Below are 13,258 nucleotides of genomic sequence, written 5' to 3'. Positions count from 1 at the left end.
GGCCGGGGGGCGCCTTTTCATCAGATGAACCTTATCAGGATTGCTTTTTCTGCTCCAGAAGGTGAAGAAGGGCCGGCGGACGTAAAGACCGCCGGCCCTTCCTAGCCTGTGAGCTGTTTTCTTAGTTCGCTTAATATCACCTTTTCCCGCCGGGATACCTGCACCTGAGTCATCCCCAGTTTTTCCGCTGTCTGGGACTGGGTCATGCTGGAGAAATACCGAAGGATGATAAGCTTGCGGTCCCTGGCGGACAGAGAGGATACCACTTCCTTGAGGGCAATGATGTCGGAAATTTTCTCTTCCGGCGCTTCCACCGGAATGTCCAGCTGTCCGCCGCCCTCCTCTTCCCCCGCAGTTAGGGACACGGGAGGCAAAGACGCGGTAATGGCCTGGGCGGCTTCTTCGGGGGAAACGCCCAAGCGTTCGGCCAGCTCCCCGATGGTAGGGTCACGCCCTAGTTCATTGGAAAGCCGTTCCCGGCAGCGCACTGCTTTGATGGACAGCTCCTTAAGGGTGCGACCCACCTTCACGGTGCCGCCGTCGCGGAACAGACGTTTGATCTCGCCTAAAATCACCGGGACGGCGTAGGTGGAAAAGCAGTTGCCCCGCTCCGGCTCGAACGCCTTCGCCGCCTTGACAAGCCCCATGCAGCCCGCCTGGAACAGATCGTCGTAGTCGATGCCGCGGCCCTTGAACCGGTGAGAACAGGAGTGGACCAGCCCCAGATTATCCTGCACAAGGGCTTCGACGGATTTTTCACCGCTCATGGCGGTCAAACCCGCAGTGGACGGGCTTTGAGACGTTTTTCCATGGACACGGTGGTTCCTTTTCCGGGCTTGGAGCGCACGGTCAGCTTGTCCATAAAGGACTCCATCACCGCAAAACCCAAACCAGCCCGTTCCTCGCCGGCGGTGGTGAAGAGAGGCTCCATGGCCTGCTCGACGTTCTCAATGCCGCAGCCGGAATCCCGGATTTTGATGGAAATCTTCCCTTCCTCAAACAGCTTGACGGTGAGAAAGATCGTGCCGATCTTGTCCCGGTAGGCATGTACGATACAATTGGTGACGGCTTCGGAAACCGCCGTCTTTATGTCGTTGATTTCCTCAATGGTCGGGTCGAGTTGGGCCGCAAAGGCAGCCACCGCCACACGGGCATAGCTTTCGTTGGCCGACCGGCTGGGAAACACCAGCTTCATTTCATTGACCGGTTTCATCTTCCGTTCTCCTTTTCCAAGACGTTGAGTCGTTCCATTCCCGCCAGGCGCATCACCTTGGCAATGTGAGGCGGGGTATTGACTACCTTTAATGTTCCTCCCAGCTCGCTCATCAGACGAAACCGTCCCATCACCAAGCCGATGCCGGAGCTGTCCATAAAGGAAACTCGGCCGAAATCCAAAAGCAGCGTCTGCGGTTTACTCTGCTGCGCCTCGTCGTCGATCTGCTCGCGGATGGGGCGGGCGGAATGATGGTCAATTTCCCCTTCCAGATATGCGGTCATCACCTGATCCCGGTGCTCGATCTTAACCGACATGTTTTTTCACCTCTATTCAAGCAAAAATCCCTTATCGCTATGATAAGGGATTTTATTCCAATTGGCGCGCGCAATTTGTCGCTCCATCCTGCTTTTTTTAATTTTTCTCTTTTAATGCAAGCAGCTGTTTGCGTGCCGGCCCCGCCAGGTACAAGGACCCGCATACCAGCAGCACGCCGTCCTCTCCCACGTCCTTTATTGCAAGGGAGATCGCTTCCTCCAGGTCCTTTGCCGCCAGGGCCTGCACCCCATGGCGTTCCAATTCCCCTGCAAGCGCTTCTCCCGACAGGGCACGGGGATTGTCTACCGCCACACAGACCGCTTTCTCCAGAATCGGAGCCAGCACCGCCGCCGCTTCCTTGTACGCCTTGTCCCGGAGCATCCCCGTCACCGCGAAGATTTTCCGGCCCGGAAGGGTCTCCTTGAGGGTCCGAACCAAGGCCCGCATCCCGTCGGGGTTATGGGCTCCGTCCAGGAGAACGAACGGATTTCTGGAAATTATCTCCAATCTGGCAGGCCATTTGGTTCTCGCAATTCCCGCTTGAATATGCACGTCCTCAATGGCAAGCCCGGCGCTTCGCAGGGCCCAGGCGGCTTCCACGGCGGTGACAGCGTTAAAATGCTGATGAGCGCCCGCCAGAGGAATATGCAAGGGCAGACGGCCATAGATCACGTCGCTGCCCTCCACCGTCATATTCATCCCCTCCAGCGCCCCCACATTTCCCATGCGAAGAGTATTGCGCCGCATAGCCGCCGTACGCATAATTTCCGCTAAAGCCTCTTCCTCCTGTACGGGGTAGCTGACCGTGACGCCGTCCGGTTTGATGATGCCGCATTTTTCAAAGGCAATCTGCCGGTAGGTATCCCCTAGGATGTCGGTATGGTCGAGGCCGATGGAGGTGATGACCGAGCACAGGGGCGTTTCGATTACATTGGTGGCGTCAAACCGGCCGCCCAGGCCCGTTTCCAGTACCACCACGTCGCATCCCTGCTCGGAAAACCAGCGAAAGGCCAAAGCCGTGACCGCCTCAAACTCCGTCACCGGCTCCCCTTCCCTGGAAATCTCCTCTATTAAGGGCTTGAGCCGTTCTACCTGCCTTGCCAGCTCCTCATGGGAAATAGGAGTAGAATTGACCTGCATGCGTTCACAGAAATCCGTGATATACGGGGAAATGGTCAGACCCGTTTTGTACCCCGCGCACTGCAAAATCTCCGACAGCATGGCGCAGACCGAGCCTTTCCCGTTGGTCCCCGCCACGTGGACAAAGCGAAGCTCTTTCTGAGGGTTCCCCATCCGTTTGAGCAGCGCCTCGACACGGGCCAGGCCCGGCTTCATCCCGAAGCGCAGAAGAGAGTGAATATAGGTAAGACTTTCCTCGTAGGTCATCCGGCCGGTTCCTCGATTCTTTTAGTAAAATAGGCGTCCAGCGCCTGGCATACATAGCCCACCGCATGCTCGAAGGCCACGTTCTTCGGTTCAAACACCTCGTGGTGGCCCCGCTCAATCCAATAAAGCGTTTTCTCCGCTTTGGGCGTGTGCTCCATAATGTAAGAAGCGCTTTTGGGGTTGGCACAGTCGTCATCTTTGGACTGGACGACGGTAACGCGGCAGGTAAGCCCCTCCATCTCCTGGATGCACTCTTCCCTGAGCTTTTTGAGCTCCTTGATGTTCTTTCGGGTGGCGCATTTGGGCAGCATCACATAACCGCTCAGAGCATACCAGAATTCCTCCCGCAGACGCCCTAAGATATTCCGGAAGCTGAGTTCAAAGACCGGCGGGCACACCAGCACCATCCCGTCCACGTCCCGCCGCCGGGCCACCTGGATAGCGATGAGGGCGCCCATGGAATACCCCACCAGCATAGGACATTTTCCTTCCTTTTTCTGTTCGTCGTAAGCGTCAAGAATGCTCTGCACCCATTCTTCATGAGTGTGGCCCTTCATATCCTTCTTTTTGCGGGTGTGCCCCGCCAGGCGGGGGACCACCGCCTCATAGCCTTCCAGCCGCAGCCGGTCGGCCAATGGGTACAGGTTTTCCGGTACGCCGGTAAACCCATGAATCAGAATAATCGTTCCTCGGCTTTGCTTCTTCCCCGCCATTACTGGGGAATCCTTTCGATACTCTGCTCAAGCATGGCGATTTTCTCCTTGAGCTCCTTGGCCAGATCCCGCTGATTGTCCACAATGTGCTTGGGGGCCTTGGAGGTGAATGCTTCGTTTGCAAGCTTTGCCTCGATACCGCTCAGGTTCTTCTGCGCGGCGGCCAGCTCCTTATTCAGCCGGGCCCGCTCGGCAGCAAAGTCCACCAGTTCTCCCAGGGGGATGAACACCTTCGCGTCGGAGGTGACGATGGAAACCGCCCCTTCCCCGTCAAACCCGGTGTTGACCGCTACCTCGGAAGCAAAGGCCAGCCGGGTGAAGAACACGCCGGCCGCTTCGAAGGTTTCGCCAAAGGGAGTCTCCACATACACCTTCGCCTTTTTGGACGGGGGCACGTTCATCTCCGCCCGGCGGTTGCGGATGGCGCGGATGGCGGTCATAATGCGCTCAAACTCCCGCTCCTCAGCGGCAAAGTTGAGGGCTTCGTGAAATTCCGGCCACTTGGCCACCATCAGACTCTCCCCTTCGTGGGGGATGGACTGCCAGATTTCCTCGGTAATAAAGGGCATAAAGGGATGGAGAAGGCGCAGGATGCCGTCCATGAGGAAGACGAGAACCCGCCGGGCGTTGTTCGCCTGGGCTTCGTCTGCCTGCAGGCGGATCTTGGCAAGCTCAATGTACCAATCGCAGAACATATCCCAGCTAAAATCGTAAAGCTTGCCCACCGCGATGCCCAGCTCAAACTTCTCTAAGTTCTCCGTGACTTCTTTTGCAAGCGCGTTAAACCGGCTGACGATCCATTTTTCCTCCAGCGTCAGTTCTTCCGGCAGGCCGGGCGCCACCTCTTTGCCTTCCAAATTCATCAGGATAAAGCGGGCCGCGTTCCACAACTTATTGGCAAAGTTGCGGGAGGACTCCACCTTCTCCTTCATATAGCGCATGTCGTTTCCGGGACTGTTGCCGGTGGCCAGGGTAAAGCGCAACGCGTCGGCGCCGTACTCCTCGATGACCTCCAGCGGGTCGATGCCGTTTCCAAGGCTTTTGCTCATTTTGCGGCCCTGGGCGTCCCGGATGATGCCGTGGATAAACACGGTGTCAAAGGGAGTCTCGTCGGTCAGCTCCACGGCGGAGAAGATCATCCTAGCTACCCAGAAAAAGATGATGTCGTAGGCGGTGACCAGGGTGTTGGTGGGATAGAAATAGGTAAGCTCGGGCGTTTTCTCCGGCCAGCCCATGGTGGAGAAAGGCCAAAGGGCGGAGGAGAACCAGGTGTCTAGAGTATCCGGGTCCTGCTCGATATGCTTCGAGCCGCACTTCGGGCAGCAGTCCGGGTCCTCCCTGGCTACGATCACCTCGCCGCAGTCCGCGCAGTACCAGGCCGGGATCCGATGGCCCCACCACAGCTGACGGGAGATGCACCAATCCTTGATGTTTTCCATCCAATGGTAGTAGATCTTTTCAAACCGCTCAGGGACGAACTTGGTCTTCCCTTCCCGCACGGCCTGGATCGCCGGCTCGGCCAGCGGCCCCATCTTCACAAACCACTGCAGCGAAATCCGCGGCTCCACAATGGTGTGGCAGCGGTAGCATTCGCCCACGTTGTGCTTCATAGGCTCCACCTTGACTAAGAAACCGCCCTCTTCCAAATCGGCGACGATGCGCTTTCTCGCCTCATACCGGTCTAAGCCCTGGTATTTGCCGCCGTTTTCATTGATGACAGCGCTTTCGTCCATCACATTGATGACCGGCAGGCTGTGGCGCAGGCCCACCTCGAAGTCGTTGGGATCGTGGGCAGGGGTGATCTTCACGACACCCGTACCGAAATCCCGCTCCACGTATTCGTCCGCCACCACCGGAATTTCCCGGCCCACCAGCGGTAAAATCACCGTTTTGCCGATCAGGTGGCGGTACCGGTCGTCCTCCGGGTGCACCGCCACCGCCGTATCGCCCAGCAGCGTTTCCGGCCGGGTGGTAGCCAGCTCCAGATAACCAGAGCCGTCAGAAAGCGGATAGCGCAGATGCCAGAAGCTGCCGTCATGCTCGGAATATTCCACCTCCGCGTCGGAGATGGAGGTCAGGCAGTGGGGGCACCAGTTGATGATGCGCTCGCCCCGGTAAATGAGGCCCTTATCATAGAGGCGGCAGAAAAATTCCCGCACCGCCTTCGAACAGCCCTCGTCCAAGGTAAAGCGTTCCCGCTCCCAGTCACACGAGGAGCCCAGCTTTTTGAGCTGCTCGACAATCCGGCCGCCGAACTTTTCCCGCCAGGCCCAAGCCCGCGCAAGGAAACCGTCCCGGCCCAAATCGTCCTTCGTGAGCCCTTCCTTTTTCATGGCCTCCACGATCTTTGCCTCTGTGGCGATGGAGGCATGGTCGGTCCCCGGCATCCACAAAGCGGAATACCCCTGCATCCGGCGCCAACGGATCAGCGCGTCCTGCAGGGTATTGTCCAGCGCGTGGCCCATATGCAGCTGGCCGGTGATGTTGGGGGGCGGCATGACAATGGAATAGGGCTTCTTTTCGGGATCTACCACCGCGTGAAAATAATTCCCCTTCTGCCAAAAATCATAAATCCGATCCTCGACCTCGCGCGGGTCGTAGGTTTTCGCAAGCTGGCTCAATCTTTACTCCTCCTGACGGTATTACCGCAGATGTCATTGGCGCGTTCGGCGCACATTTAGAAATAATTATAGCATGGCGCCCACCTGAAATCAACCACAGGCCCCTTCTTCTCCCACAATCTTCCGATTTGCGGTATATATTACGGGAAAAGGATCAAAAAGCCGTGATTTCTGTTCGCAATTATGCAAATTAGTTGAAATAGTTATAAATGTGTGCTATCTTAACAATATACCAAATTTCGCGCAGTTTTTTGCAGAAAAATTACCGGGAAAGGAAGGGATTGCAGAGAAAATTAGACATTTTTCGCATTTTTGTTTGGGATTTGAAAGTTGGATAAGGAATTGGGAACAGGAGGTTTTTGTTTGAAAAAAGTTGTTGCAACACTGCTTTCGTTTCTGTTGTTAGTAACGGTGGCGTCCATTTCTACGGTTGCGAGTGAACAATCTTTCGGAAGGGTTGACACGGAGGGAAGCAACCTGCATGTACGCTCCGGCCCCAGCACGGAGTATTCGATTTTGGGCAGAATGTCCGACGGTACATATTTTGAAATTGTCGGTGAAGAAAACGGTTGGTACCAAATCGTCACCCCCACGGTCAGCGGCTATGTTTGCGGGGACTATGTGCTCCCGGTCAGCCATAACAGCGTGGGTAAGGTGGACACTGAGGGCAGCCGCCTGAACGTGCGTACCGGCCCGAGCACGAGCTATGCGTCCATTACAAAGCTTTCGGACGGCACCTATTTTGAGATCCTTTCGGAAGAAAACGGCTGGTATCAGGTCCGGCTCAACGCAACTACTACCGGCTGGCTCTGTGCCACCTACGCGGTGACCTACGATATTCCGGAGCCTGAACCCCAGCCCCAGCCCACACCCGACCCGGTTCCTTCCAACGGCTACATCTGGCCGGCAGAAGGCCCCACGGTCATTACGCAGAATTTCAGCTCCGGCCACCCGGCCACCGACATCAGCTATAACGGCACGTCTTTGTCTCAGCTGGGCGGCGGCACCCGTGACGTATACGCAGCCAACGACGGCGTAGTGGAATACGTCTATACCGGCTGTACCCACCGCAAGCAGCCCTATATCTGCTGCAACGGCGGCACCGGCTACGGCGGCGGCGGGAATGTGGTGGTCATCCGTCATGCGGACGGCAATTACACCATGTACGCCCACCTGGATGTGGGACAAGTTTTCGTAGAAAAGGGCGATACCGTCTCCAGAGGCCAGGTCATCGCCAAGATGGGCAACACCGGCCAGTGTGCCGGCGCCACCGGCATCCACCTGCATTTCGAGGTCCGTGAGGGATACAATTCCTCCGCCTACTCGGTGGACGCCCGCAACTATGTCAGTCCGTAAGAAACTTGCGTTTCTCTGCTGAAAAACGCCTCCGGTAAAAAACCGGAGGCGTTTTTTATCGTATCCCCAGGGTGCCAATACCCCCTAGAGCAAACGGACGAGCGTATTCCATCTCCGCTTTTCGTGCACAGTTTCTCCCAGCTTCATCCTTCGCATGTGTCCCCGTGCAGTAAAAAGCCCGGCGTATGAATTTGTTTACCATACGCCGGGCTTTTTCTATTCTGCTTCTTTTCCTTTTCGGTTGTCCTTGAGATAGGCGACAAACTGGTCAAAAGGAATTGCCGGGCTATAAAGATATCCCTGATAGTTCAGACAGCCCAGTTCCCTAAGCTTATCGCGCTGCTCGGGTGTTTCCACGTATTCGGCCACAATCGAAAAGCCCAGGGACTCGGACAGGTACACAATCGAGGAAATGATGTCCCCGCATCGTTCGTTCTTCAGCAGGCCTTTGACAAGCGAACCGTCCAGCTTGACCACATCAAACTGTTTGTCCTGCAGATACAACAAGGAGGTATGCCCCATACCGAAATCATCCATCAGAATCTGCACACCCAATCCATGGATGGCTTCGATGCGCTCGCGCATCAGCCGCGAACTGGACAGGGCGGTTTGTTCGGTCACCTCCAACCCAAGATTTTGAGGCGTCACTGCATAGTGCTCCAAAAGGCCGCGCAGGACGTCTACAAAATCCGCCTGGTCCAACTGACTAGAGGTCACATTTACCGAAATCTGCACCGGCAGCGCACTTTCCCGCTCAAGCTTCTCCATGTCCTTGCAGGCTTGTTCCAGAAGATACCGGCCCAACTCCTGTGAATACCCTGCCTCCTGGGCTAGGGCAATCACCAGCGGCGGGTACAGATACCGTCCGCTCACTCCATTCCGGTAACGAAGCAATGCCTCTGCGCCGGTCACCGTCCCGTCCGTCCGCACCTGAGGCTGATAATAAAGCTCCACCATTCCTTTTTTCATAGCGTGGAGGATATCGCCGGCCAAGGTCCGCGCCATGGCCGAGAGCTTATCACTTCGCCCCAGCAGGACCGGACTTACCCCGGTTTCCTCGCACTGCATGACCACTTCGGTCAGCTTGTCTATGTGCCGGTTCATCCGCTTCTGCTCATGGCTTTGGGAAAACCGGATGAAGGGGATATAAATCAGGATGCCGAGGGCCAAATTAAACAGCTGCAAGAGGCTCCCGGCAAACGAGCCTGTGGCCGCGTAGCCGCTTAAAAAAATCGGCGTCGTCCATTCCACCGTATTGACCGGGCAGGGCACTAGCCCCAGCACCACCGCACCATAGCTGACCGCCGTTAAAAGAAGCGGCGTACACAAAAACGGAACAAAGTAAATGGGATTGAGCACCACCGGGATGCCGAAGAGGAGCAACTCGTTGATGTTGAATAAAGCCGGCGCCGCCGCCATCTTTGCCAGGCTGTGCACGTTTTTTCGTTTGCTGCACAGAAAAATCGCCGCAAGCAGACACAAAAGCGTCCCGCATCCGCCGAACAGCACAAAGGTATCCAAAAAGGTCTTGGTCATGATCTCGCTGGGTGCCTGCCCGGAGGCGATCAGCTGGGCGTTCACGTCCATCCCGGCACCGAACACGCCCTTGGCAGCGTCGTCGAGCACGTTGCTGCCGTGAATGCCGAAGAACCACAGCACGTGCATGAGCAGGATATAGAGAAGGCCGCTCGGCAGGTTTCGTCCCAAGTCGGAGAAGAGCCGGGCGGTCAAGTCAGAAAAGGCAGTTTGAAAATCCGGACGGCCTAAAAACAGAGAAACCGTCACATTAAGAAGAGCGAAGAAAAACAATACCGCGATGGCCGGCCAGATGGCGCCGGTCATCCGGTTGAAGGCCTCGTCCGCGCCGCTGGCGTAGCTTTTCGAGCGAAGTCGGGTGTGCTTGACCAGCCATAAAAATAAGGCGCTGGACAGCACCGCCACCAACAGGGCGTTAAACATTCTCCCGCTTTCAAAGATACGCACCGTGATTCCTTCCTGCACGTCCACCGAAAAAATCAGGTAGGCACACAGGTTGACCACGGGGAGAATGCCGCAATAGCGCCGGTCGGACAGCTGAGCAAAGCTATAGCTGATGGTGAGCAGCAAAACCAGGGAAATGACGCCCATGGTGGCGTTCTTGACCAGCGTCAGCACATCTTCAGCCGCCCCATTGAACAAGCCGGACAGAAACGTTTGATATGCAGGGACCGGGATGCTCAAAAGAAGCAGCGCAAAGGAACCCGCCATGATGGCGGGAATGGCCAGAACCATCCCGCGGCGCACCGCCATAATCAGGAGATTTTCCTCCATCCGGCTGACAAGCCGTTCCCCAGACATCCGTGCCTTCTTCACCCGTTCCCCTTCTTCCCCTGCAGCGTAACTCTTATTTTACCATATATCCCGGAAAAACAATAGCCTTTTCCACCAATTGGGCGGGAATTATCCTCCCGCTAGCCGCATCACCCATTCGGTGAGCAGCACCGCCCCGCAGGCGGACAAGGCAACCGTGAGAAGGCTTCGCTCGAAAAAGGCCAGCACCAGTGCCACTAGAAACCCCGCGATGGCCGAAGGAAGAGTGTTCGTAGAAAACAGGATGGCCGGAAAGGTCATGGCGCCCAGCACCGCGTAGGGTACATAATAGAGAAAGGAACGAAGAAAGCGGCTGTTGATCCTGGTCTTGAAGATGGCCAGCGGCAGCATCCGAATGAGATAGGTGACCCCCGCCATCACCGCAATGTACAAAAGAAGCTGTGTCGTTTCCATCAGGCGTTCTCCTCCTCACGGATGGGAAAGAGCAGCGCCCCGACCGCCGATGCCGCCACCGCACAGATGATGATGACAAAGCCGCTGGATACCTGGTTGAGTCCCGGTACCCAAAAGAACAGGCAGCTGAGCGCCACCGCCATGAGGATCACCAGCGCAATGGGCCTGGAGTGTTTGGCAGGAGGCAGGATGATGGCCAGGAACATGCCGTAAATGGCGATACCCAGGGCCGACTGGACAAATCCCGGCAACAAACCGCTTGCCACCGCGCCGAGCAGGGTTCCCGCCGCCCAGCCCAGGTAGGGAGTAACGGCAAGGCCGAAGAAATACCGCTTGCCCACCTCCCCCTTCTGCCCGCTTGCCACGGCGAAGATTTCGTCGGTGTTGCAAAAAGCAATCAGGAGCCGGTCGAGAAAGGTGACGCTTTTGTGAAGCTTTTGGGAAAGGGACAGGGACATAAGGGAATAGCGCATATTGATGACCATCTGGGTCAGCGCCATTTCCAATAGAGGCGCGCCGGTGGCCATCAGCGTCAGTCCTGCAAACTGGCCAGCGGAGGTCAGGTTGGTCATGGAGATGACCACGGCCGCCCAGATGGGCAGGCCGTCGGTCACCGCCTTCATCCCAAAGGTAAAGGAAACCGAAAGATACCCAAGGCCGATGGGAATGCCGTCTTTGAGGCCCTTGGAAAAGCTGTTGATGAGTTTTGTCGGCTGCATGTTGTGAACCTTACTCCTTTTTTCTTTGTCCTTACCGGGTCATGGTGTCCTGGTACATGCGGTAAAGATGGTAATAGACGCCTTGCTTCTCCATAAGCTCTTTGTGGCTGCCCTGCTCCTCAACGCCTTTTTCGGTGAGCACCCAGATGACGGTGGCGTTTCGGATGGTGGTCAGCCGGTGGGCGATGGTAAGGGTGGTGCGGCCGTGAGCCAGCTTTTCGAGAGACTCCTGAACCACCCGCTCGCTTTCGTTGTCGAGAGCGGAGGTGGCTTCGTCGAGAATCAGGATGGGCGGGTCCTTCAAGAACACCCGGGCGATGCTGATGCGCTGCTTCTGCCCGCCGGAAAGCTTGATGCCCCGCTCCCCTACATAGGTGTCGTACCCGTCGGACAACTGGGTGATGAACGCATGGGCTCCCGCCTTCTTCGCCGCGTCGATGACCTCTTCTCTCGAAGCGCCCGGGCGGCCGTACTCGATGTTTTCAAAGATGGTGCCGGAGAACAGGTATACCTCTTGCTGCACCACGCCGATCTGGGAGCGCAGGGAATGCAAGGTAAAGTCTTTGATGTTTTTGCCGTCTAAGAGCACCTCTCCGGCCGTCACGTCGTAAAACCGGGGAATCAGGTTGCAAAGGGTGGTTTTTCCGCTGCCGGAGGGACCCACCACTGCCACGCTGTCCCCGGGCCTTACATGAAGGTTGATGTCGGACAGGACCTCGGTATGGTCGTCGGAATACTGAAAACTCACGTGGCGAAACTCAATGTCGCCGTCCACCTTTCTAAGGGGCAGCGCGTCGGGAACATTTTTTATATCAATGGGCGCATCCATAATCTCCCCAAACCGTTCAATGCCGGTCATTCCCCGCTGGAACTGCTCGGTGAATTCCACAATCCGGCGGATGGAGGTAAGCAGAGTGGTCACGTAAAGCAGGTAAGCCATCAGGTCGGCGGGGGTAATCTGGCGGTTGATCATAAAGAGGGCGCCCGCCACCACCACTACGATGTACATGATACCGTCGAAAACCCGGGTAGTGGTCTGAAACCCGGCCATGTACCGGTACATCTTTCGTTTGATGTCCAGAAACTTATGGTTGCCTTCCTTGAACTTTTCCTCCTCCAGCGCTTCGTTGGCAAAGGACTTGACCACCCGCACCCCCAAAAGGCTGTCTTCCACCTGGGCGTTTAATTCCCCGATCTGGTCCCGGGACGCCTTAAAGGCCCGGCGCATCTTCTTATTGAAGTACATGGAGCAGACGAGCATAACGGGCAGGATGGAGAAGATAATCAAGGTCAGCCAAATGTTCATGGTGCCAAGGATGGCAAAGGACGCGATGATCTTGATGGCGGCGATGAAGTATTCCTCCGGGCAGTGGTGGGCGAACTCGGTCACATCGAACAGGTCGCTGGTGACCCGGGCCATGATCTGGCCCACCTTGGTGTTGCTGTAGTAGGAATAGGAGAGCTTCTGCAGGTGACCAAACAGGTCTCTTCGCATATCGGTCTCGATGCGCGCACCCATCACATGTCCGATGTTCGCCATGTAATAGTTGGCCACCGCGTCAATGACCCGCAGCACCAGGTAAAGAGCGCCCAGGGACAGAATCATCTGCACCGTCAGGCTCTCGAGATCGGTCATGCCGGTATTGGTAATGTACCGCACGATCAAGGGCAGCACCAGCTCGCACAACGTGGTCAAAGACGCGCAAAACAGATCGAGGGCCAGGGTCGCCCGGTACTTTTTGAAATACGGCGCAAACCGTTTCATCAAATCAAGCGTTTTCATCCGTTTGTTCCTCCTCCCGGCGAAGGGCCTGATAGCCCTTTCCCCACAGACCCAGCGCCTCAATCACCGGGCGCAGGCTTTCTCCCACATCGGTCAGGGTATACTCCACCTTAGGCGGCACCTGGGCGTAGACGGTGCGGATGAGAAGCCCGTCTTCCTCCATGGAGCGCAGGTTCTGGGTTAGCACCTTCTGGCTGATGGCGCCAACCGATTTTTTCAGTTCCCCGAACCGTTTGGTTCCATCCATCAAATCCCGCAGGATCAAGATCTTCCATTTATCCCCGATCAGTTGCAGGGTGGTTTCCACCGGACAGGCCGGTAAGGATTGCAGCATGGTTCCTTCCTCCTTTGGTTTCCAAAAGGCACCTATGGTACGCAATAGTGCC

12 protein-coding genes are annotated in these 13,258 nt (G+C 56.5%); 1 reads left to right on the top strand and 11 read right to left on the bottom strand.

From position 1 onward, the window contains the following. Nucleotides 1–101: 101 nt before the first annotated feature. From WMO26_RS09795 to WMO26_RS09770, 6 genes are all read right to left on the bottom strand, one after another. Nucleotides 102–767, bottom strand: coding sequence for a sigma-70 family RNA polymerase sigma factor (locus WMO26_RS09795; RefSeq protein ID WP_349220008.1), 666 nt, complete (start codon nucleotides 765–767; stop codon nucleotides 102–104). A gap of 5 nt (nucleotides 768–772) precedes the next feature. Further along, a complete protein-coding gene (gene spoIIAB / locus WMO26_RS09790; RefSeq protein WP_349220006.1) occupies nucleotides 773–1,213 on the bottom strand; it encodes an anti-sigma F factor in 441 nt (146 codons plus the stop codon). Continuing rightward, nucleotides 1,210–1,530 (bottom strand): STAS domain-containing protein, encoded by a 321-nt coding sequence (locus WMO26_RS09785; protein WP_349220005.1) that lies wholly within the window; start codon nucleotides 1,528–1,530, stop codon nucleotides 1,210–1,212. Before WMO26_RS09785 ends, spoIIAB begins: the two co-directional genes overlap by 4 nt. Before the next feature lie 97 nt (nucleotides 1,531–1,627). After that, a complete protein-coding gene (locus tag WMO26_RS09780) occupies nucleotides 1,628–2,917 on the bottom strand; it encodes a bifunctional folylpolyglutamate synthase/dihydrofolate synthase (protein ID WP_349220003.1) in 1,290 nt (429 codons plus the stop codon). Beyond that, complete coding sequence (locus WMO26_RS09775) at nucleotides 2,914–3,630, bottom strand: alpha/beta hydrolase (RefSeq protein WP_349220001.1); 717 nt, start codon at nucleotides 3,628–3,630, stop codon at nucleotides 2,914–2,916. Before WMO26_RS09775 ends, WMO26_RS09780 begins: the two co-directional genes overlap by 4 nt. After that, on the bottom strand, nucleotides 3,630–6,251 hold the full coding sequence (locus WMO26_RS09770; protein ID WP_349219999.1) for a valine--tRNA ligase: 2,622 nt from the start codon (nucleotides 6,249–6,251) through the stop codon (nucleotides 3,630–3,632). Before WMO26_RS09770 ends, WMO26_RS09775 begins: the two co-directional genes overlap by 1 nt. A gap of 363 nt (nucleotides 6,252–6,614) precedes the next feature. Here WMO26_RS09770 and WMO26_RS09765 point away from each other — a divergent pair, with 363 nt between their 5' ends. Further along, nucleotides 6,615–7,607, top strand: coding sequence for an SH3 domain-containing protein (locus WMO26_RS09765; RefSeq protein ID WP_349219997.1), 993 nt, complete (start codon nucleotides 6,615–6,617; stop codon nucleotides 7,605–7,607). Nucleotides 7,608–7,823: 216 nt separating this feature from the next. Here WMO26_RS09765 and WMO26_RS09760 read toward each other — a convergent pair whose 3' ends face one another. The 5 genes from WMO26_RS09760 to WMO26_RS09740 all read right to left on the bottom strand — a co-directional run bounded on the left by WMO26_RS09760 (nucleotide 7,824) and on the right by WMO26_RS09740 (nucleotide 13,206). Beyond that, on the bottom strand, nucleotides 7,824–9,959 hold the full coding sequence (locus tag WMO26_RS09760) for an EAL domain-containing protein (RefSeq protein WP_349219996.1): 2,136 nt from the start codon (nucleotides 9,957–9,959) through the stop codon (nucleotides 7,824–7,826). 87 nt (nucleotides 9,960–10,046) lie between these two features. Continuing rightward, nucleotides 10,047–10,370, bottom strand: coding sequence for an AzlD domain-containing protein (locus tag WMO26_RS09755; protein ID WP_349219994.1), 324 nt, complete (start codon nucleotides 10,368–10,370; stop codon nucleotides 10,047–10,049). Then, on the bottom strand, nucleotides 10,370–11,089 hold the full coding sequence (locus WMO26_RS09750; protein WP_349219992.1) for an AzlC family ABC transporter permease: 720 nt from the start codon (nucleotides 11,087–11,089) through the stop codon (nucleotides 10,370–10,372). Before WMO26_RS09750 ends, WMO26_RS09755 begins: the two co-directional genes overlap by 1 nt. A 31-nt stretch (nucleotides 11,090–11,120) precedes the next feature. Further along, entirely contained in the window at nucleotides 11,121–12,872 is a 1,752-nt protein-coding gene (locus tag WMO26_RS09745) for an ABC transporter ATP-binding protein (RefSeq protein WP_349219991.1), read from the bottom strand. Beyond that, a complete protein-coding gene (locus WMO26_RS09740; RefSeq protein ID WP_349219989.1) occupies nucleotides 12,859–13,206 on the bottom strand; it encodes a winged helix-turn-helix transcriptional regulator in 348 nt (115 codons plus the stop codon). Before WMO26_RS09740 ends, WMO26_RS09745 begins: the two co-directional genes overlap by 14 nt. Nucleotides 13,207–13,258 lie beyond the last annotated feature (52 nt).

It is taken from the genome of Solibaculum intestinale (assembly GCF_040096205.1).
Taxonomy (GTDB): Bacteria; Bacillota; Clostridia; order Oscillospirales; family Acutalibacteraceae; genus Solibaculum_A; species Solibaculum_A intestinale.
Note: the sequence above shows the minus strand (reverse complement) of the source record. Positions and strands in the feature narration are given on the sequence as shown.